This is a genomic window from Nocardia coubleae NBRC 108252 (assembly GCF_001612805.1).
Taxonomy (GTDB): Bacteria; Actinomycetota; Actinomycetes; order Mycobacteriales; family Mycobacteriaceae; genus Nocardia; species Nocardia coubleae.
The window spans coordinates 536,588-556,824 of record NZ_BDBD01000019.1; the positions used below are offsets into that span (position 1 = coordinate 536,588).

Here is a 20,237-nt window from a genome sequence, read left to right on the forward strand (position 1 = left end):
CCGATTGGTTGCTACTCACAGTATGGCAACCGATCGGTTGCGTCAAGGGTCAGTGTCCACCGCTCACGCGAAAGCCCTTCGGCACCAGCCAGACGGCACCGACCGTCACCACGGCCACGACGGCGGCCGACAGATACGACGTGGTGGTGAGGGCGGAATCGAAGGCGTGGGTGGCGGCGCCGAGCAGCTCGGTGCGCGCGGGTTCCGGCAGGTCCGAGGCGACTTCGGCGGCACCGCCCACCGAACCGCTCGCCTGCTCCACCCGGTCGGGCGGAACGGGCAGATGGGTCATGTGCTCGGTGAAGAGCCTGGCGTGCAGGCTGCCGAGCAGCGCCACCCCGAAACCGACACCGACCTCGTAGTTGGTCTCCTCGACCGCACCCGCCTGACCCGCCCGGTCGGCGGGAACGGCACCGACGAGCACGGCGGCGGCCGCGGTGACGGCCATCCCGTCACCTAGCCCGAAGGAGACGAGCACCAGCGCCACCACCGGATACGACGTCGGTTCCGGGCTCACCGCGAGCAGCAGGAAGCCGAGCGCGACCGCACCCAGGCCGACGCCGAGCACCACGCGGACCCCGAATTTCTCCATCAGCATCGGCGTGAGCAACGACGCCGTGAGCAGGGTGAGGGCGGCGGGCAGCATCCGGATACCCGCCTGCGACGGGCTGTAGCCGTGCACGTACTGCAACCACAGCGAGATCAGGAACATGGCGGCGCCGATGGCCATCATGGCGAGCAGGGTCGCCACGGCGGCCGCGGTGAACGCGCCGTTGCGGAACAGGCGCACGTCCAGCAGCGGATCGGCCGACCGCAGCTGGCGGCGGGCGAACCAGGCCAGCGCGCCGACACCGATCAGCAGCATCGCCCAATCCACGAGTGTCGCTTCGCCTTTGGCCAGATGTTTGATGCCCCACGCCAGGCAGACGATGCCCGCGACGGACAGCACCGCCGAGAACCAATCGAGCCGACCAGCCTGCGGGGTCCGGTATTCCGGCAGCACCCACAACCCGACGACCACCGTCACCAGCACCACCGGCACGTTCAGCCAGAACGCCGACGACCAGCCGAAATGCTCGACCAGGAAACCGCCGAAGATCGGGCCGACCGTCGCACCCACCCCGGCGACGGCCGCCCAGATCCCGATGGCCGTGTTGCGCTCGCGCACGTCGGTGAAGATGTTGCGGATCAGCGACAACGTCGAGGGCATCACCATCGCGCCACCGATACCGAGCAGCACCCGCCCGACGATCAGCTGCGCCGCACTACCCGCGGTGGCCGCGATCACCGAAGCGACACCGAACAGCAGAAACCCGCTGATGAACAACAACTTCCGCCCCCACCGGTCCCCCAGCGCACCGGTGGTGATGAGCAACCCGCCCAGCACGAGGCCGTAGATATCGATGATCCACAACTGCTCGAGCGGCCCGACGTGCAGATCGTCGATCAACGACGGCAACGCCACATTGAGAATCGTGGCATCCATCGCCACCAACAGCAGGCTGGCGCACAGCACCCCGAGCATCACCCAGCGCACCGACCCGTAGGTCTTCGTCTGCTCGTCCACCTGTCACCATCCTGGTCGTGATCGGTTTCCGTGGCGCTCGACCGCCCAGGTCAACGTAACCGCTCGGCGCCGGTTCCCCGGGGAAGCGCCACACCAGGTGAATGCGAAAACGGCGCCTGCGACCCGGAGGATCGCAGGCGCCGTCAGGGGGCCGTCTCAGGACTTGTCGAACCTGGTGTCGACGTAGGAGCCGAAGTCGACCTTGCCTGGAATGGCCTTGGCGTCGGTGAAGGCGTCGGCGATCTCCTGTTCGGAGGCGATCACCTGGTCGGTGAGCTGGATCGGTTGCTTGATCGAGCGGGTCCAGGTGGTGCGGGAGGCGTCGACGCTGATCTGGGTGAGTTCGGCGTACTTCGCCGACCAGGTGTCGAGGTTGTCCGAGGACCACTTGGTCGCGGCCGCGTAGCGCCGGAAGAAGTCGGCGAGCGCGGCCGACTTGCCAGGGTCGGCGAGGGTCTTGTTGCCCGCGGCCCAGAAGTTGTAACCGTTGGCGGCCTGGTCGGCGGTGGCGATGGACTTGGCGCCGATCTCCTTCTCGGCGATGGCGGTGTAGGGGTCCCAGGTGGCCCAGGCATCGACATCGCCCCTGGTGAGAGCCGTGTAGCCGTCACCGGGCGAGAGGTAGACCGGTTCGACATCGCCGAGCGACAAGCCCGCCTTCTTCAGTTGCAGCAGCAGGTTGGCGTTGGCCGAACTGCCCTTGTAGACGGCGACCTTCTTGCCCTTCAGCGCCGCGACCGAAGCGATCGGTGAGTCCTTGCCGACCAGGATCGCATCGCCCTTGCCGGTGGCCGAGAGCGCGCCGACGATCTTGATATCGGCATCGGCGGCCGCACCGAAGATGACCGGGGTGTTGCCGGTCTGGGCGATATCGATGCCGCCCGCGCTGGCCGCCTCGACCAGCGGCAGGCCTGCGGTGAAGGTGGAGAACTCGATCTTGTAGGGCAGGTTTTCCAGCTGACCCGACGCCTTCAGCAGCACCTCGATCGAGATCGCTTTCTGGTCACCGACTTTCAGCGTCACCGTGCTCAGGTCGACCGGCCCCGTCGGCGCGGCTTCGGTGGCCGCGTTGTCGCCGCAAGCGCTCAGCGAGAGCGCGGTGACGACAGCGAGGGCCGCGCCTATAAGGCCACGAGTCGGAATGAGTTTCACGGGAACACCTTTCGTGCTTTCAGGAAAAGGCCGGCACATCGAGCCGAACTCGGCGCGGAGCGGCCGGATCAGTGCGTCACGCCTAGCAGCGCGAGCAGCCGGGCGGCGTATTCGGAGACCTCCGGTGCCGCGGTGGTGCGCGGGCGCGGGAGGTCGATGGGGACATCGGCGGCGATCCGGCCGTCGTCGAGGACGAGCACCCTGTCGGCGAGGGTGATCGCCTCCAGCACGTCGTGGGTCACCAGCAGCACGCCGAAGGCGCGCTCGGCGTGCAGGCCGAGCAGCAGGTTGTGCATGGTCAACCGGGTGAGTGCGTCGAGGGCGCCGAACGGTTCGTCGAGCAGTAGCAGGGTCGGTTCGGCGACCAAAGCCCGTGCCAGCGCGGCACGTTGGGCTTCGCCGCCGGACAGCGTCAGCGGCCAGGCATCAGCACGGGCGGCCAGGCCGACCTCGGCGAGCGCGTCGCGCGCCGCTAGTTCGTCGGTCCGGCGGTTCCGCGGTGTGGGTCGCCCGAGGGCGACATTGCGCACCACCGGCTGCCACGGGATCAGGCGGGGTTCCTGGAAGACGATCGTCGGCCTGCCGTCGACGAATACCTCACCGGCACTGGGCGAATCGAGCCCGCCGAGAATTCGCAGCAGGGTCGATTTGCCCGAACCGCTGCGCCCGACGAGCGCGACGATCTCGCTTGCGCCGATCTCGAGGTCGATTCCGTCGAGGACGGTGCGTTCACCGAATCGTTTGCCGAGTCCGGTTATTCGTGCGGCCGCAGTTGTGCGCGGGGTGATGGTGGTGGCGGTCATCGGGTGGCCTCGCAATCGAACGGAGAAGAGGAGCGGTCGGCGCGGTTGTCTCGCGGCAGCTGTGCCGACGACGGAATCGGCGCGAGAGGCGCTTCGCGGCAGCTGTGCCCGGCAGTGACGCGCGTCGCTGACCGCGCGGCGGGAGGGGCTCACACATCAACGCACCGCCGGTCGCCATCGCAGCGCGCGCCGCTCGGCCAACCGCACCAGCGAATCCGTGAGCAGACCGAGCAGGCTGTAGACCACCAACCCGAACACCACGATGTCGGTGCGCAGGAATTCGCGGGCATTGTTGACGACGAAGCCGAGCCCCGCGCTCGCATTGATCTGTTCGGCGACGATGAGCGAAAGCCAAGCGATGCCGAGACTTTGACGCGCACCGACCAGGATCTGCGGCAGCGCACCCGGCAGCACAAGCAGCCGCAACCGCTCACCGAGGCCGAGACGAAGGGCGGTCCCGAGTTCGAGCAGCTTCGGGTCGAGCTGGCGGATGCCGGAGTAGGTGTTGAGGTAGAGCGGGAAGAACACACCGAGCGCGATCAGATAGACCTTCGGTTCCTCGCCGATACCGAACCAGATGATGAACAGCGGGATCAGGCCGAACAGTGGGATGGTGCGGATCATCTGCAACGGCGGGTCGAGTGCGTACTCACCGATCTTGCTGAGCCCGGCCAGCACACCGAACGCCAGCGCGAGCACCGCGCCGAGCGCGAAACCGTAGAGCGCGCGCTGACCCGACACCAGCAGCGCGTCACCGAGCTGGCCGGACCGATAGATCTCGAGGCCCGCCTCGAACACCGCCGAGGGGGCGGGCAGTTTCTTGGCCGGAATCCAGCCGCTGGTGCTGCCGATCTGCCACAGCAACAGCAGTGCCAGCGGCGAGACCGCGCGCAGCAGGCCGGGTCGGCGATACAGCGGCCGGTCCACGGGTGCGGTGCGCGATGCAGACAACATGGATGCATGGTGCCCCGCGCCCGCCGCGCCACGACAGGGTTGCGATCAGCTCGAGGATTACCCCGCGCGGCTGGAAATCTGCTGCACACCCCACCCGTTGCCGTCGGGATCGCTGAAGAACACGAAGCCGACATTGTCGAGTGGGTGCGGTGTGGGCGACGGATTCACGCCGAGCACCTGCACGTCGGTGACCTCGACACCGCGGGCCACCAGTTCGGCGCGCGCCTGCTCGATGTCAGGGACCACCAGCTGCAAGCCCTTCAACGAACCCGGCGTCATCTGTGGAACCGCGCCCTTGCCGACCACGATCGAGCAGCCGGAGCCGGGCGGGGTGAGCTGGACGATGCGCACCTCGTCGGAGATCACCGTGTCGTGGTCGACATTGAATCCGAGCTTGTTCGCGTAGAAATCCTTGGCCCGGTCGATATCCGACACGGGAACGACCACTACTTCCAGAGTCCAGTTCACGACGCACCTTCCACGGTTGGTCTGCCGACTCGCAACGCCGCTCAGTGTGCCACCAGCTCAGGCTTTCCGCTCCCAACGCCAAGCGAATTCCCCCGGCGCGGGTGGTGGACCGGGCAGCTCACCCTCGGCACGCAGGCCGTCGATCAGCAGGGCGAGGACACGGTGGCGAAGTTCGGCGGTGCGCACCTGGCCGGGCATGGTGATCGCGGCACATGCCTCGAGGATCAGGCCGATGTCCAGTGCGCTCACATCGGCGCGCAGCCGACCGGTGGCGTGGGCGCGGCGGACCAGTTCCTCGGTGACCTCGCCGGAGTGCAGCACGTCGGGCAGCATCGCGTCGTCGGGGGTGAAGGTGCCGGCCAGCCGCACGGTGAGCGAGTGCACGTCGGCGTCGACCACCCGCTCGAGGAAACCGACGAATCCGCGCCAGCCGTCGGAATCCTCCAGTGCGGCACCGGCTTCCGCGTTGTAGCGCCGTAACCCCTCGTGACACAGCGTGCGTAGCAGCACCTCCTTGCTCGGATAGCGGCGGTAGAGGGCGCTGATGCCGACGCCCGCGCGTTCGGCGACCGCGGCGATCGGCGCGGTCGGGTCGTCGAGGAACACCGCGCGGGCGGCGTCGAGGATCAGTCCGTCATTGCGCGCGGCCTGCGCCTTACGACCGGGCAAGCGGGGCTGAGCTGGGGTTTCGTTCTGCTTCGGCATGAATATCAGCCTACCACTTGAAACGGAATGATCCGTTCTGTTAAGGTTGTAACAGAACGAAGCATTCCGTTTCAAGAAGAGGATCCGACATGACCGTCACGCCCTTCCGCATCGATGTTCCCCAGGCCCGGCTCGACGATCTCGCCGCCCGGCTGCGCAACGCGCTCTACCCGGACGAGCTGCCCGGCGTGGGCGATGCCTACGGCGTTCCCGGCGACCGGGTCCGCGCCCTGGCGAAGTACTGGCTCGAGGAATTCGACTGGCGCACAGTGGAAGCCGAACTCAACGCCTACCCGCAGTTCACCACCGAGATCGACGGCGAGAACATCCACTTCCTGCACATCCGTTCCTCGCGCGCCGATGCGACGCCGGTGATCCTCACCCACGGCTGGCCGGGCTCGATCCTGGAATACGTGGATGTGATCACGCCGCTCACCGAGCCCGAATCCGCCGAGGATCCGGCGTTCCACCTGGTCATCCCGTCACTGCCGGGGTTCGGGTTCTCCGGGCCCACCCGCAGCACCGGCTGGAATCGCTACCGCACCGCCCGCGCGTGGGCCGAGCTGATGACGCGCCTGGGTTACGAGCGTTACGGCGCCATCGGCAACGACGGCGGTTCGATGGTCTCCCCTGAGATCGGGCGGATCGCGCCGGAGCAGGTGATCGGCGTGCACGTCACCCAGTTGTTCTCCTTCCCGTCCGGCGACCCGGCCGAGTTCGAGGGCATGTCGGAGGCGGATATGGCAGCGCTGCAACACCTGCAGTGGTTCCACGAGAACAAGATGGCGTTCAACACCCTGCACAGCCAGCAGCCACAGACGCTGGCCTACGCGCTGGCCGATTCACCGATCGGCCTGCTCGGCTGGAACGCGCAGCTGTTCGGTGAATCGATCGACGCGCGGTTCGTGATCGCGAATGTGGCGCTGTACTGGCTCACCGGCACCTCCGGTTCGTCGCTGCGGTTCTACTACGAGGACGCGCACGCCGCCGAGCACCCGACCACACCGACCACCGTGCCGACCGGATTGGCCATGTTCGCCGGCGATTTCCAGTCTATCCGGCGCTTCGCCGAACGCGACCACAGCAATATCGTCAGCTGGAATTCCTACGACGTGCGCACCGGCGCGGGCGGGGCCAACGATGCGGCCGGGCACTACGCCGCGCACGAGGCACCGGAGGTGCTGGTGGGCGATATCCGGCAGTTCTTCGCCGGCCTGTCCTGAGTCCCGGTGCCCCGGCCCACGCTCCCCTCATCGGTGCGTGGGCCGAAGCCCATTCGAATCATGCACCAGCGCACCGACATGTGCGTAACGAAGTCGACGATCAGTGGTGTTCGTGCAGGTCGCCCCAGGCGGGGAACGGGTCGTCGTAGGTCGCCCACACGGCCGCGCCCGCGGCGAACTCCGCGTCGGTGAGCAGGGCGGCGGTCAGTTCGCGCCGCACCGCCGCCGCGTCGAGCCGCACGCCGATGAATACGATCTCCTGTCCGGCGGGCACTTCGAGCGCCGACCACCACGCGCCCGGTTCGAAGGTGAGGTTGGGTCCGGCCTGCGACCAGATCGCGGCCAGCTCGGGGCGGCTGGCGATCCAGCAGAAACCTTTGCTGCGGAGCATGCCGCGCAGGGTGGTCAGCGCGTCGGCCAGGCGTTGCGGATGAAAGGGGCGGTCGGCGGTGAAGGTGAGACTGCTGATGCCGTATTCCTCGGTCTCGGGTGTGTGCCCGCCTGCCAATTCCTCTGCCCAGCCGTCTGTTTCGGCGGCGACCACCGGGTTGTAGCGTCCCGTGGACAGCACCTCGCCCAGGTCGACGACACCCTTCTCGGTGCGCAGGATGTGGGCGCGCGGATTGAGCCTGCGCACGGTGGCCTCGACCGTCGCGGCGGCATTCGCACTGACGAGGTCGGTCTTGTTCACCAGCAGTACATCGGCGAACTCCACCTGATCCACGAGCAGGTCGGCGATGGTCCGCGAATCACCCTCGCCTGCTTCGAGTTCACGCTCGGCCAGGGCTTGGCCGCGCACCAGTTCGGCGAGGAAGGTCGAGGCGTCGACGACGGTGACCATGGTGTCGAGGCGGGCCACATCGCCGAGGCGGAATCCGTCCTCGAATTCCCAGTCGAAGGTGGCGGCCACCGGCATCGGCTCGGAGATGCCGGTCGACTCGATCACCAACTGGTCGAAGCGGCCCTCGCGGGCGAGCCGGGCGACGGCTTCGATCAGGTCCTCGCGCAGCGTACAGCAGATGCAGCCGTTGGTGAGCTCGACGAGTTTCTCCTCGGTCCGATCGAGGTGACCCTGACCCGCGACGAGCGCGGCGTCGATGTTCACCTCGCTCATGTCGTTGACGATCACCGCGACCCGGCGGCCTTCGCGGTTGGCGAGGATGTGATTGAGCAGGGTGGTCTTGCCCGCGCCGAGAAAGCCGGACAGGACGGTGACGGGCAGGCGGGCGGGCGAATCGGTAGTGGTCACCAGTTAATGATAATGGTTTTCAATTGCTGTAACCGGTTGGGTCCAGGAAATCGGACAGGCGGTCGTAGGGTTGGGGCGTGAAGATGTTGCCGCTCGCCCCCGATGGCCAAACTCCTGTTCGCGCGCTCACCATCGCGGGCACCGACTCCGGCGGCGGCGCGGGCATCCAGGCCGATTCGCGGACCATGGCCATGTGCGGGGTGCACGCCTGTGTCGCCGTCGCGGCGGTGACGGTGCAGAACACGGTGGGCGTCAGCGGTTTTCACGAGATCCCGCCGCAGATCGTGGCCGATCAGGTGCGGGTGGTCGTGCGCGATATCGGGATCGGCGCCGCCAAGACCGGGATGCTCGCGTCCACCGCCATCATCGAATCGGTGGCGGCGGTGTGCCGGGAGGTCGGGATCGGGCGCCAGGGAACGGTGCCGCTGGTCGTCGACCCGGTCGCGGCGTCGATGCACGGCGACCCGCTGCTGCACGCCTCGGCGCTCGACGCCGTGCGCACCACGCTCATCCCGCTCGCCACCGTCGTCACGCCGAATCTCGACGAGGTGCGCCTCATCACCGGCATCGAGGTGGTCGACGACCCGACCGCCCGCAAGGCCGCCGAAGCCCTACATGCCCTCGGCGCGCAGTGGGCCATCGTGAAGGGCGGACACCTGCGCACATCGGAGACCAGCACGGACCTGCTCTTCGACGGCGACACCTTCCAGGAATTCAGCGCACCGCGCATCGCCACCGGCAACGATCACGGCGGTGGCGACACCTTGGCCGCGGCCATCGCGAGCGCGCTCGCCCACGGGTACTCGGTGCCCGATGCGGTGGCCTTCGCCAAGGAGTGGACCTATCGGTGCCTGGCCGCGTCCTACGACCTTGGCGCTGGTCACGGGCCTGTGTCGCCGTTATGGAGACTCCGCACAGATCGCTAGCGTGGCAATCGAAACTTGTCGGTGGGCGGGTCCATACTGAGGTCATCGCACCCCCACCGGCTCCAACGACGTAGTCGGCGAGAACAACGAAGTTCGTGCCGGGCGCGAGTTCAGTCAGTCACGAATGCGTCGCGCAGCGGTTCGGCCGGATCGATCCGGACGCCGTTGAACCGGGCGTGAGCTTGGGCGAGGGCCGAGATGCTCTCGGCCAGATAGTCGATGAACCGCTCCACGGGCATCGCCGACACCTCGCGCTGGTTGGCGCCGAGCCACCAGTCCGTCGCCGAGGCGACCGCCCCGAAAATCGAATAGCTCACCAATTCGATGCCCGCCACGTCGACCGACTCGTCCGGCAGCAACCCGGCGATGAATTCGGCGGCGCGCCTGGCCGATTGGCGGGCGGCGGCCAAGGCCCGCTCGGTTTCACGGGCCTGCTGGCTGAAATGACTGTGCAAGATGAACCGGAAGACATTCGGGTGCTCCGACACCACCGCCACGTACTCTGCGGCCGCGCGACGCACCAGTTCGGCTGCCGAGTCGTGGGTGAGGTCGATCCCGCCGAGCAGCCGCTCCCAGAGCATTTCGCGCACCCGGTCGACGATCGCGTTGTAGAGATCGGTCTTGTCCTCGAAGTGCCGGTACAGCTTGGGCTTGGCGGCGCCCGCCTCCTTGGCGATGTCGCCCATGCTCACATCCGGGCCGTGCGCGTCGAGGGCCCGGAAGGCCGCTTCGACGAATTCGATCCGCACCTGGACGCGGTGGGCCCGCCAGCGTTCGGTGCGCGCGTCCACACGCCGGGCTGGGACCTCGTCGGCCTTCCGATGCACGCGCGTCACACTGGCAGTATCGCTGGCCACGCGGCGCGACACGCTGCCACCCCTGAATTTTTGCCGTACCGGCAAGGAAGTTTGCCAGCAAACGGCATCGGTGTGCACCATCGAGAACATCCGATCAGACCCGCACCATCAGGAGCTTCGATGACCGAGACCACCCCGACCGCCGAACAGTTCTGGGAAGACTTCTACCGGGAGCGCGACCAGATCTGGACCGGCAACGCCAACGCCACCCTCGTCCGCGAAGCCGCCGATCTCACCCCCGGCACCGCGCTCGACCTGGGCTGCGGCGAGGGCGGCGACGCCATCTGGCTGGCCACCCGCGGCTGGCAGGTCACGGCGGTCGACGTGTCGGCCACCGCCATGGCACGCGGCGCGCAGCACGCGGCCGATGCGGGCGTCAGCATCGAGTGGCAGCGCCACGACCTGATGGAAACCTTCCCCGAGGGCACCTTCGATCTGGTCTCCGCGCAGTTCCTGCATTCCCCTGTGGAACGCCCCGACGAACGCGCCCGCATCCTGCGCCGAGCGGCCGAAGCCGTGGCACCCGGCGGTTCGCTGATCGTCGGCGGGCACGCGGGCTGGCCGACCTGGGCCGCCGACAATCCGCCGCACGCCGTCCACTTCCCCACCATCGACGAGGTGATCGAGCAGCTCGACCTCGCTCCCGGCCGGTGGCAGGTGGAAACGGCCGATTTCGTCACCACGCCGTCGACCAGCCCCGATGGTGTCGCTGGCGAGCGGTCCGACAGCGTTGTCCGCGTGCGCCGTCTCGCGTAGCTGCGCCGCCTCGCATGGCTGTGCTGCCTCACCTGGCTGCACTGCCTCGCCTGGCCGCACTGCCTCGCCTGGCCGCACTGCCTCGCCTGGCCGCACTGCCTCGCCTGGCCGCACTGCCTCGCCTAGCTGCACTGCCTCGCCTGGCCGCACTGCCTCGCCTGGCCGCACTGCCTCGCCTGGCCGCACTGCTCGCCTAGCTGCACTGCCTCGCCTGGCTGCACTGCTCGCCTAGCTGCACTGCTCGCGTAGCTACACTGCCTCGCCTAGCTAGCCTGTTAACGGAGTCGAGGGTGCCGCGTGGGTGCCACCCAGCAGCGGTCGACCACCGAGGCGACGGCCCACAGGGGTTCAGTGGGCCAGGTTGAGGGCGTTGTGCAGAGTCGCGGCCCACTGGTCGACGATTTGTTTGCGGCGCGCCGAGTCGTCGGTGAGGACGTCGGCGAGGCCGAGACCGCGGGCCAGGTCGAGGGTGGCCTGCACGAGGTGGTGGGTGACCGGGTCGGAATCGTCGACGCCGAGCGCTTCCACGGCGCGGCGGTGCGCGATGCGGCCGAAGCGGGCCTCGAGCGGGACGATGCGTTCGCGCAGGGCCGGGTCGGCGGCCGCGTGCGTCCACACCTGCAGCGCGGCCTTGAAGAACGGTGTCGTATAGGACTCGATGAGCGCCGAGACCACGGCGCGGGTGCGGCCGATGCCCTGCGCGACCTCGCGCACCGTTTCGGCTTCGGTCTTGGCCTGGTCCATCCGGAACTCAAACATGTACTCGAGTGCGGCCGTGATCAGGTCTTCCCTGGTCGGGAAGTGGTGCTGCGCGGCGCCCCGCGACACTCCCGCCCGCTCGGCGACCACCGACACCGTCGCGGCGGCCCAGCCCATCTCGGCCAAGCAGTCGATGGTCGCCTCGAGCAGCCGCTGCCGGGTGACCCGGCTGCGGTCCTGCTTGGGTTCGTGGGGTGTCGCCATGGGCTTATTGTGCCCAGCTCGGCGGGCGCTTCTGGAAGAAGGCCGTCATACCCTCGATCACCTCCGGGGTGCCGAAGAACCCCGCCGAGCGCTGCGCGAGCTCCTCCACCCGGGCGTCGAAGTCGGCGAGCAGCGTCGCGTTGACGAGCTTCTTCGACTCCGCCAACCCCTGCGGTGACCCCTTCCGCAGTTGTCCACACAGGCGTTTCACCTCGGCCGACGGGTCGTCGGCCGCGATGGTGACCAACCCGATCTCCCGCGCCGTCGCCGCGTCGAACTTCTCCCCCGTGAGGAAGTAGCGACTGGCCGACCGCTGGTCCATGCGCGGAACCAGCGTGAGCGAAATCATGAACGGCGCCATCCCGATCCGCACCTCGGTGAGCGCGAAACTACTGCCCGGCCCCGCGACGACGAGATCGCAGGCACCGATGATGCCCATACCTCCGGCCCGCACATTCCCGTCGATCTGCGCGATCACCGGCTTGGGCGAGGTGAGAATTCCGCGCAGCACGTCGATCATCACCCGCGTCCGCTGGTCGGCGGCCACCGCCGGATCGACGGTACTCGCCTCCTTGAGATCGGCCCCCGCACAGAACGTGTCCCCCGTATGGGTGAGCACGATCCCGCGCACAGCCGCATCCCCCGCCGCCCGATCGAACCCCTCGAGCAGCTCACGAACCAGCTTCGAGGACAAAGCATTCCGGTTGTGCGGAGAATCGAAGGTCAGCGTGGCGAACCCATCGACCACCTCATAACGCACATAAGGCGCATCAGCCGATCCACTCATCGAAACAACTCCCGTTCAGTCGCAGTAAGTCCGCCATGACCGCACTCCCAACCCCGCACGACCCGACCTCAAGGAGGGTCCGCCGCGAAGCGGCGGGGTCTCTTCAAACACAAAACAATCAGTAGGACCGCGGCAGCCCCAACGAGTGCTGAGCCACGAAGTTCAGGATCATCTCGCGACTGACCGGCGCGATCCGCATGATCCGAGCCGCCTGCAGCATCGCCGACAGCCCGACCTCCTTGGTCAAACCCGAACCGCCGTGAGTCTGGATCGCCTGATCCAGCGCCTTGATGCTGGCCTCGGCGGCCGCGTACTTGGCCATGTTGGCCGCCTCGGCAGCCCCGAACTCGTCACCCGCGTCGTAGAGCGTCGCGGCCTTCTGCATCATCAGCTTGGCCAGCTCCAGCTCGATCTTGATCTGCGCCAGCGGATGCGAAATGCCCTGGTGCGCACCGATCGGCGTCTTCCAGACGGTGCGCTCCTTGGCGTACTCCACCGCGCGGTCGATGGCGTAGCGGCCAAGGCCGATGGCCATGGCCGAGCCCATGATGCGCTCGGGGTTCAGCCCGGCGAACAGCTGCGCCAGCGCCGCGTCCTCGGAGCCGACGAGGGCGTCGGCGGGCAGGCGCACGTCGTCGAAGAACAGCGTGAACTGGTTGTCCGGCTCGATGACGTCCATCTCCTGGACGTTCTTCACCAGGCCGGGCGCGTCGACCGGGACGATGAACAGCGCGGGCTTGAGCTTGCCGGTCTTGTGGTCCTCGGTGCGCGAGACCACCAGGATCGCCTCGGCCTGATCGACACCGGAGATGAAGATCTTGCGGCCGTTGAGGATCCAGTCGTCACCGTCGCGGCGGGCGGTGGTGGTGATCTGGTGCGAGTTGGAGCCGGCGTCGGGCTCGGTGATCGCGAAGACCATCTTCGACGAACCGTCGGCCAGCTTGGGCAGCCAGGTCTGCTTCTGCGCGTCGGTGCCGTACTTGGTGATGATGGTGCCGCAGATGGCCGGGGACACCACCATCAGCAGCAGGCCCGCGCCCTGCGCCGAGAGCTCCTCCTGCACCAGCGCCAGCTCGTACATGCCCGCGCCACCGCCGCCGTACTCCTCGGGCAGGTTCACGCCGAGGAAGCCGAGCTTGCCCGCTTCGTCCCACAGTTCGCTGAGCGGCTCGTTCTTGCGCGAGAGCGGCAGCACGTAGTCGCGGTAGTTGTACTTGGTCGCCAGCGAGGCGACCGCCGCGCGCAGCGCCTTCTGCTCTTCGGTTTCGTGGAAGCTCATGCCTGCTCCTGCTCTTCTTCCTCGACGACGGCGAGGACGGTTCCGACCTCGACCTGCTGGCCGACGGTCACGTTCAACGCACTGAGCACGCCGGTGGCCGGCGCGACGATGGTGTGCTCCATCTTCATGGCTTCCAGCCACAGGATCGGCTGGCCCTGCTCGACGTGATCGCCCTCGGCGGCGCCGAGGCGGATCACGCTGCCCGGCATGGGCGCGAGCAGCGAACCCGCGGCGACCTGCTCGGACGGGTCGGTGAAGCGCGGCAGCCTGCGCACCGCCACCGGGCCGAGCGGCGAGTCGACCGCCACCAGGTCGTCGTAGCGGGCGATCTCGAACTGACGGCGCACCGGCCCACGGTCACCCGGCACGGCGAGCACGACCCGGTTCGGCGTCGCCGAGATCAGTTCCAGACCGTCGTGGCCCTCGACCGTCACGGCGCCGGACCGGTCGAACCGGTAGCGCACCTCGTGTGTGCCGCTGGTGCGGCTCTCGTAGGACTTGCGCTGCGGCTCCGACGCCAGGTTGCGCCAGCCGCTGGGCGCCAGCCTGCCGAAGCGGTTGGCGGCGTGGTTGGCGGCCGAATCCGCGAGGGCGGCGGCGACGATGGAGAGCGCCTCGTCGGCCTCCGACGCCAGCGGCGCCGACAGCGCGGCCAGATCGTGGGTGGCGAAGAAGGCGGTGTCGGTGTCACCGGCGAGGAACGCGGGGTGCCGCAGCACGCGCACGAGCAGGTCGCGGTTGGTGACCAGGCCGTGCAGCTTGGCGCGCTGGAGCGCGGTGGCGAGCAGATGCGCTGCCTCGGCGCGGGTTTCGGCGTAGGAGATGACCTTGGCCAGCATCGGGTCGTAGTGCACGCCGACGACCGAGCCGTCGACGACACCGGTGTCGAGGCGGACACCCGGCTGCTCGAGTACGGTGAATTCCCCTGCGGTGAAGGGGATCTCGATCTTGTGCACGGGACCGCTCTGCGGCTGCCAGTCGTGCGCGGGATCCTCGGCGTAGAGCCGGACCTCGATCGAGTGGCCGCGCTGGGCGGGCTGGGTCGCGGGCAGCGGGAGACCGGAGGCCACCTGCAGCTGTAGGCGGACCAGGTCCAGGCCGGTGGTCTGCTCGGTGACCGGATGTTCCACCTGCAGACGGGTGTTCATCTCCAGGAAGAAGAAGTCACCCTTCTCGTCGGCGAGGAACTCGACGGTGCCCGCACCCTCGTATCCGATCGCCTCGGCGGCCAGCCGTGCCGCCTCGAACAGGCGATCACGCATGCCGTCGATCTTCTCGACCAGCGGCGAAGGAGCCTCTTCGACAACCTTCTGGTGACGACGCTGGATCGAGCACTCACGCTCACCGACGGCCCAGGTCTTGCCGAAAGTATCGGACATGACCTGGACTTCGATGTGACGGCCGGTCTCGAGGTAGCGCTCGCAGAACACCGTCGGATCGCCGAACGCGGATTCTGCCTCGCGCTGGGCCGCGGCGATCTGGTCTCGCAGATCGCCCAGCTCACGCACCACGCGCATACCGCGACCACCACCACCGGCGGAGGCCTTGATGAGCACCGGCAGGTGCGCCTCGGTGACCTCGGCGGGATCGAGCTCGGCGAGGACGGGGACACCGGCGGCGTCCATCATCTTCTTCGACTCGACCTTCGAGCCCATCTGCTCGATGGCCGCGACCGGCGGACCGATCCACACCAGACCGGCGTCGAGCACCGAACGCGCGAATTCGGCGTTCTCGGAAAGGAATCCGTAGCCGGGATGGATGGCGTCGGCACCGGCCGACAGCGCGGCCTCGATGATCAGCTCACCGCGCAGGTAGGTCTCGGCGGGGGTGTTGCCGGGCAGCCGGACCGCGGCGTCGGCCTCGGCTACGTGCGGGGCCGCGGCGTCGGCATCGGAGTACACCGCGGTGGTGCCGATACCCATCCGACGGCAGGTGGCGAACACGCGGCGCGCGATCTCACCACGATTGGCGACAAGAACATTCGTAATGGCCATGTTGTCGCGCCTCACATTCGGAAGACGCCGAAGCCCTCGGCGCCCTTGATCGGTGCCGTGTGGATGGCCGACAGAGCCATCCCCAGCACGGTGCGGGTGTCACGGGGGTCGATGATGCCGTCGTCGAAGAGCCTGCCCGACAGGAACATCGGCATCGCCTCGGCCTCGATCTGTGCCTCGACCATGGCGGCGAGACCGGCGGCGGCCTCCTCGTCGAACGGCAGGCCCTTGGCCTCGGCCGCACCGCGCTGCACGATGGTGAGCACGCCGCCCAGCTGCGCGCCGCCCATCACGGCCGACTTCGCGCTCGGCCAGGCGAACAGGAAGCGCGGGTTGAACGCGCGGCCACACATGCCGTAGTGCCCGGCGCCGTAGGACGCGCCGATCAGCAGCGAGATGTGCGGGACCTTCGAGTTGGCCACCGCGTTGATCATCATCGCGCCGTGCTTGATGATGCCGCCGTGCTCGTAGTCCTTGCCGACCATGTAGCCGGTGGTGTTGTGCAGGAACAGCAGTGGCGTGTTCTTCTTGTTCGCCAGCTGGATGAACTGGGTGGCCTTCTGCGATTCTTCGGAGAACAGCACACCGCGCGCGTTGGCCAGGATGCCGATCGGGAAGCCGTTGATCTCGGCCCAGCCGGTGACCAGGCTGGAACCGTAGAGCGGCTTGAACTCGTCGAAGTCGGAGCCGTCGACGACGCGGGCGATCACCTCGCGCGGATCGAACGGGATCTTCAGGTCCGAGGGCACGATGCCGAGCAGTTCCTCGGGATCGTAGAGCGGCGAGATGACCTCCGCACGTGGCTCGGGGCCCTGCTTCTTCCAGTTCAGCCTGCGCACGATGCCGCGGCCGATGCGGATGGCGTCCTGCTCGTCGGCGGCCATGTAGTCGGCCAGACCCGAAGTGCGGGCGTGCATCTCCGCGCCGCCGAGGGTCTCGTCGTCGGAGTCCTCACCGGTGGCCATCTTCACCAGCGGCGGCCCGGCCAGGAAGACCTTCGCGCCCTCCTTGACCATCACCACGTAGTCGGACATGCCGGGGATGTAGGCGCCACCGGCGGTGGAGTTGCCGAAAACCAGGGAGATGGTGGGGATTCCGGCGGCCGAGGCCTGGGTGAGGTCGCGGAACATCGCACCGCCCGGGATGAAGACTTCCTTCTGCGTGGGCAGATCGGCGCCGCCGGACTCGACCAGCGAGATCACCGGCAGGCGGTTCTCCTTGACGATGTCGTTGATGCGCAACGTCTTGCGCAGCGTCCACGGGTTGGACGTGCCACCGCGCACCGTCGGATCGGGCGCGACGATCATGCACTCGACGCCCTCCACGATGCCGATACCGGCGATCGTCGACGCGCCGACGTGGAAGTCGCTACCCCAGGCCGCCAGCGGGCACAGCTCCAGGAACGGCGAGTCCTCGTCGAGCAGCAGTTCGATGCGCTCGCGCGCGGTGAGCTTGCCGCGCTTGTGATGCCGGGCCACCTTCTCGGGGCCGCCGCCGGCGATCGCCTTGGCGAATTCGGCCTCGACCTCGGTGAGCTTGGTCGCCATCGCCTCCGCGGCGGCGGTGTACTCCGGCGACGCGGTGTCGAGGGTGGAACGGAAGGTCGTCACGACTGGTACCCCAATACTTTCGACGCCAGCATGGTCAGGATCTCGTTGGTGCCGCCACCGATGCCGATGATGCGGATGTCGCGGTAGATGCGCTCCACCTCGGACTCGCGCATGTAGCCCATCCCGCCGTGCAGCTGAACGGCCTGGTTGGCGACCCATTCGACGGTCTCGACGGCGGTGTTCTTGGCGAAGCAGACCTCCGCGATGAGGCCCTGCTCGCCGTTCTCCACCCGCTCCACCAGCGAGCGGGTGTACACGCGGGCGGTGTCGACGCGGCGGGCCATCTCGGTGAGCGTCATCTGCACCGACTGGCGGCTGATCAGCGGGCGGCCGAAGGTCTCCCGGTTACGGCACCACTCGAGGGTGAGGTCGAGGGCGCGCTGGGCCATCGAGTACGCCTGCACAGCCAGGCCGACCCGCTCGCTCACGAACGCGCTCGCGATCTGCGCGAAACCGGAGTTCTCCGCGCCGACCAGATTGGTCGCGGGCACCCGCACATCGGTGAACGACAGCTCACCGGTGTCCGAGGCCAGCCAGCCCATCTTCTCCAGCTTGCGGGTGACCTCGAAGCCCGGTGTGTCGGTGGGCACGATGATCAGCGAAACACCGGCCGCGCCCGGCCCACCCGTGCGCACGGCGGTGACGATGAAGTCGGCGCGGCAGGCCGAGGTGATGAAGGTCTTGGCGCCGTTGATGATGTAGTCGTCGCCGTCACGCACCGCCGAGGTGGTGAGGTGGCCGACATCGGAGCCGCCGCCGGGTTCGGTGATGGCGAGGGAGCCGATCAGGTCACCGGCCAGGGTGGGCTTCACCCAGCGGTCGATCTGCTCCTGGTTGCCCGAGGCGATGATGTGCGGCAACGAGATTCCGCAGGTGAACAGCGATGCCCAGGTGCCGCCGGAGGCACCCGCGTAGTGGAACTCCTCACCCACGATGACGCCGTCGATGGGCGAACCGCCCTCGCCACCGGCGAATTCGGGGTACTCGATGCCGAGCAGACCGAGTTCGCCCGCCTTCTTGTGCAGCTCACGTGGCAGGGCGCCCTCGCGCTCCCAGGAGTCCAGGTCGGGCAGGATTTCGCGCTCGACGAACCCGCGCACGGTGGCGCGCAGCTCTTTTCGTTCCGGCGTGTCCCATACAGATGTCATGCGAGCAGCTCCGTCGGCATGTCGATGTGGCGAGAGCGCAGCCATTCGCCGAGCCCCTTGGCCTGCGGGTCGAAACGCGCCTGGTAGGCGACGCCCTTGCCGAGCAGGCCGGTGATGATGAAGTTGATCGCCCGCAGGTTGGGCAGCACGTGCCGGGTGACGTCGAGTTCGGCTGTCTCGGGCAGCAATTCGCGCAGCTTCTCCACGGTGAGGGTGTGCACGAGCCAGCGCCACTGCTCGTCGGTGCGCACCCAGACGCCGATATTGGCGTCACCGCCCTTGTCGCCGCTGCGGGCCAGCGCGATGCTGCCGAGCGGGGCACGACGGGTCTCGGTGGGCGGCAGCGGTTCGGGCAGCTCGGGTTCCGGAAGTGGCTCGAGCGCACGGGTTTCCGTCGCAGGTGCGATGTCGACGCGGGTGCCGTCGGCGAGGACCGCTACGTGGGGTACTTCGTGCGCGTCGACGTAGCCGGGGGTGAAGACCCCGTAGGGCGAGCCATTGCCGGGCAGGGCGGTAAAGGTGCAACCCGGGTAACTGGCGAGCGCCAATTCCACAGCGACACTGGAGAAGCCGCGCCCGACCTTGTTCGGATCGGGGTCGCGCACCACGCAGCGGAGGATGGCGCTGGCCTGCTCCTCGGTGTCGGCGTCGGGACGGTCCAGGCGGGCCAGGGTCCAGCTGATCTCGGCGGGCTTCACCGGCAGCCACGATTCGAGCTGCCGCTGCGCCAGCTCGGCCTTCGCCTCGATCTCCAGGCCGGTGAGGATGAACGCCATCTCGTTCCGGAAGCCGCCGAGAGTGTTGAGCGAGACCTTGAGCTGGGGCGGCGGGGCCTCACCGGTGACACCGCTGATGAGAACGCGGTCCGGACCCTCCTGGCTCAGGGCGATGCTGTCCAAGCGGGTGGTCACATCGGGTCCGGCGTAGCGCGCGCTCTGGATCTCGTACATGAGCTGCGCTTCGACCGTGTCGACGGTGACCGCGCCACCCGTGCCCGCGTGCTTGGTGATGACACTGGACCCGTCGCGACGGATCTCGGCGATCGGGAAACCCGGGCGGCCGAGATCACCGAGTTCGGTGAAGAAGGCGAAGTTGCCGCCGGTGGCCTGCGTGCTGCACTCGATCACATGGCCCGCCACCACGGCACCCGCGAGTGCGTCGTACTCGGTTCGGCCCCAACCGAAGTGGGCCGCCGCCGGGCCGACGATCACCGAGGCGTCGGTGACCCGGCCGGTGACGACGATGTCGGCGCCGGAGTTCAGGCACTCCACGATGCCCCATGCGCCGAGGTAGGCGTTGGCCGTGAGCGGCTGACCGAGGCCGAGTTCGCCCGCCCGGGCGACGAGGTCGTCGCCTTCGACGTGCGCGATCTTGGCATCGAGACCGAGGTCGGCGGCGACCTTGCGCAGCCGCTCGGCCAGCCCGGCCGGATTCAGGCCGCCCGCGTTGGTGACGATCTGGACGTTGCGCTCCAGCGCCAGACCGAGACACTCCTCGATCTGCTTGACGAAGGTCTTGGCGTAACCGAGGCTCGGGTCCTTCATCCGGTCGCGGCCGAGGATCAGCATGGTGAGTTCGGCGAGATAGTCGCCGGTGAGCACGTCGAGATCGCCGCCCTCGAGCATTTCGCGCATAGCGCTGAGCCGGTCACCGTAGAAACCGGAGCAATTACCGATCCGGATCACGTCCGGGTCAGCGGAGAGTGCACTCATGGCACCCAGGATCACATCGGTCCCGTAAAAAAGCAAGCATGCGTGCTTGTTAACTGCGGGCAATTCACCAGGCAAGATGGTGAG

The 20,237-nt window shown here is 68.0% G+C and carries 19 protein-coding genes; 4 read left to right on the top strand and 15 right to left on the bottom strand.

Annotated elements, in window-relative coordinates; translation table 11 throughout:
- Positions 1-49 precede the first annotated feature (49 nt).
- The 6 genes from NCO8_RS22250 to NCO8_RS22275 all read right to left on the bottom strand — a co-directional run bounded on the left by NCO8_RS22250 (position 50) and on the right by NCO8_RS22275 (position 5,649).
- Positions 50-1,567: an MFS transporter gene (locus NCO8_RS22250; protein ID WP_245655456.1), complete on the bottom strand. Its 1,518-nt coding sequence runs from the start codon at positions 1,565-1,567 to the stop codon at positions 50-52.
- Positions 1,568-1,723: 156 nt separating this feature from the next.
- Positions 1,724-2,719 carry an ABC transporter substrate-binding protein gene (locus NCO8_RS22255; protein WP_376739933.1) on the bottom strand — a complete coding sequence of 332 codons (996 nt, stop codon included), beginning with the start codon at positions 2,717-2,719 and terminating at the stop codon, positions 1,724-1,726.
- Positions 2,720-2,787: 68 nt separating this feature from the next.
- Positions 2,788-3,522 (bottom strand): ABC transporter ATP-binding protein, encoded by a 735-nt coding sequence (locus NCO8_RS22260; RefSeq protein WP_067642039.1) that lies wholly within the window; start codon positions 3,520-3,522, stop codon positions 2,788-2,790.
- A 156-nt stretch (positions 3,523-3,678) separates the two neighbouring features.
- Positions 3,679-4,476 carry an ABC transporter permease gene (locus NCO8_RS22265; RefSeq protein ID WP_067642040.1) on the bottom strand — a complete coding sequence of 266 codons (798 nt, stop codon included), beginning with the start codon at positions 4,474-4,476 and terminating at the stop codon, positions 3,679-3,681.
- A gap of 57 nt (positions 4,477-4,533) precedes the next feature.
- Complete coding sequence (locus NCO8_RS22270) at positions 4,534-4,944, bottom strand: VOC family protein (RefSeq protein WP_067642041.1); 411 nt, start codon at positions 4,942-4,944, stop codon at positions 4,534-4,536.
- A 57-nt stretch (positions 4,945-5,001) separates the two neighbouring features.
- Complete coding sequence (locus NCO8_RS22275) at positions 5,002-5,649, bottom strand: TetR/AcrR family transcriptional regulator (RefSeq protein ID WP_067642042.1); 648 nt, start codon at positions 5,647-5,649, stop codon at positions 5,002-5,004.
- Between the two features lie 89 nt (positions 5,650-5,738).
- On the opposite strand from NCO8_RS22275, the gene NCO8_RS22280 reads away from it, so the two are divergent.
- Positions 5,739-6,872 (top strand): epoxide hydrolase family protein, encoded by a 1,134-nt coding sequence (locus NCO8_RS22280; protein ID WP_067642043.1) that lies wholly within the window; start codon positions 5,739-5,741, stop codon positions 6,870-6,872.
- Between the two features lie 100 nt (positions 6,873-6,972).
- On the opposite strand, the gene NCO8_RS22285 is transcribed toward NCO8_RS22280, so the two are convergent.
- The gene (locus NCO8_RS22285) at positions 6,973-8,121 is read right to left on the bottom strand and encodes a GTP-binding protein (RefSeq protein ID WP_067642044.1); all 1,149 of its coding nucleotides are present in this window, start codon (positions 8,119-8,121) and stop codon (positions 6,973-6,975) included.
- Positions 8,122-8,198: 77 nt separating this feature from the next.
- Between NCO8_RS22285 and thiD the strand changes: the two genes are divergently transcribed.
- Entirely contained in the window at positions 8,199-9,047 is an 849-nt protein-coding gene (gene thiD, locus NCO8_RS22290) for a bifunctional hydroxymethylpyrimidine kinase/phosphomethylpyrimidine kinase (protein WP_067642045.1), read from the top strand.
- A gap of 110 nt (positions 9,048-9,157) precedes the next feature.
- On the opposite strand, the gene NCO8_RS22295 is transcribed toward thiD, so the two are convergent.
- Positions 9,158-9,883 (bottom strand): TetR/AcrR family transcriptional regulator, encoded by a 726-nt coding sequence (locus NCO8_RS22295; RefSeq protein WP_084457387.1) that lies wholly within the window; start codon positions 9,881-9,883, stop codon positions 9,158-9,160.
- Positions 9,884-10,024: 141 nt separating this feature from the next.
- Here NCO8_RS22295 and NCO8_RS22300 point away from each other — a divergent pair, with 141 nt between their 5' ends.
- On the top strand, positions 10,025-10,660 hold the full coding sequence (locus NCO8_RS22300; RefSeq protein ID WP_067642046.1) for a class I SAM-dependent methyltransferase: 636 nt from the start codon (positions 10,025-10,027) through the stop codon (positions 10,658-10,660).
- 14 nt (positions 10,661-10,674) lie between these two features.
- The gene (locus NCO8_RS31505) at positions 10,675-10,857 is read left to right on the top strand and encodes a hypothetical protein (RefSeq protein WP_157105035.1); all 183 of its coding nucleotides are present in this window, start codon (positions 10,675-10,677) and stop codon (positions 10,855-10,857) included.
- Between the two features lie 151 nt (positions 10,858-11,008).
- On the opposite strand, the gene NCO8_RS22305 is transcribed toward NCO8_RS31505, so the two are convergent.
- The 7 genes from NCO8_RS22305 to NCO8_RS22335 all read right to left on the bottom strand — a co-directional run bounded on the left by NCO8_RS22305 (position 11,009) and on the right by NCO8_RS22335 (position 20,153).
- Entirely contained in the window at positions 11,009-11,623 is a 615-nt protein-coding gene (locus NCO8_RS22305; RefSeq protein ID WP_067484489.1) for a TetR/AcrR family transcriptional regulator, read from the bottom strand.
- A gap of 4 nt (positions 11,624-11,627) precedes the next feature.
- Positions 11,628-12,410: an enoyl-CoA hydratase family protein gene (locus tag NCO8_RS22310; protein WP_067642047.1), complete on the bottom strand. Its 783-nt coding sequence runs from the start codon at positions 12,408-12,410 to the stop codon at positions 11,628-11,630.
- Between the two features lie 118 nt (positions 12,411-12,528).
- Positions 12,529-13,689 (bottom strand): acyl-CoA dehydrogenase family protein, encoded by a 1,161-nt coding sequence (locus NCO8_RS22315; protein ID WP_067642048.1) that lies wholly within the window; start codon positions 13,687-13,689, stop codon positions 12,529-12,531.
- Positions 13,686-15,683, bottom strand: coding sequence for an acetyl/propionyl/methylcrotonyl-CoA carboxylase subunit alpha (locus tag NCO8_RS22320; protein ID WP_067642130.1), 1,998 nt, complete (start codon positions 15,681-15,683; stop codon positions 13,686-13,688). The genes NCO8_RS22315 and NCO8_RS22320 overlap by 4 nt, the downstream gene beginning before the upstream one ends.
- Before the next feature lie 11 nt (positions 15,684-15,694).
- Entirely contained in the window at positions 15,695-17,293 is a 1,599-nt protein-coding gene (locus NCO8_RS22325; protein WP_067642049.1) for an acyl-CoA carboxylase subunit beta, read from the bottom strand.
- Positions 17,290-18,441 (bottom strand): acyl-CoA dehydrogenase family protein, encoded by a 1,152-nt coding sequence (locus NCO8_RS22330; RefSeq protein WP_067642050.1) that lies wholly within the window; start codon positions 18,439-18,441, stop codon positions 17,290-17,292. Before NCO8_RS22330 ends, NCO8_RS22325 begins: the two co-directional genes overlap by 4 nt.
- Positions 18,438-20,153 (bottom strand): acyclic terpene utilization AtuA family protein, encoded by a 1,716-nt coding sequence (locus tag NCO8_RS22335; protein ID WP_067642131.1) that lies wholly within the window; start codon positions 20,151-20,153, stop codon positions 18,438-18,440. The genes NCO8_RS22330 and NCO8_RS22335 overlap by 4 nt, the downstream gene beginning before the upstream one ends.
- Positions 20,154-20,237 lie beyond the last annotated feature (84 nt).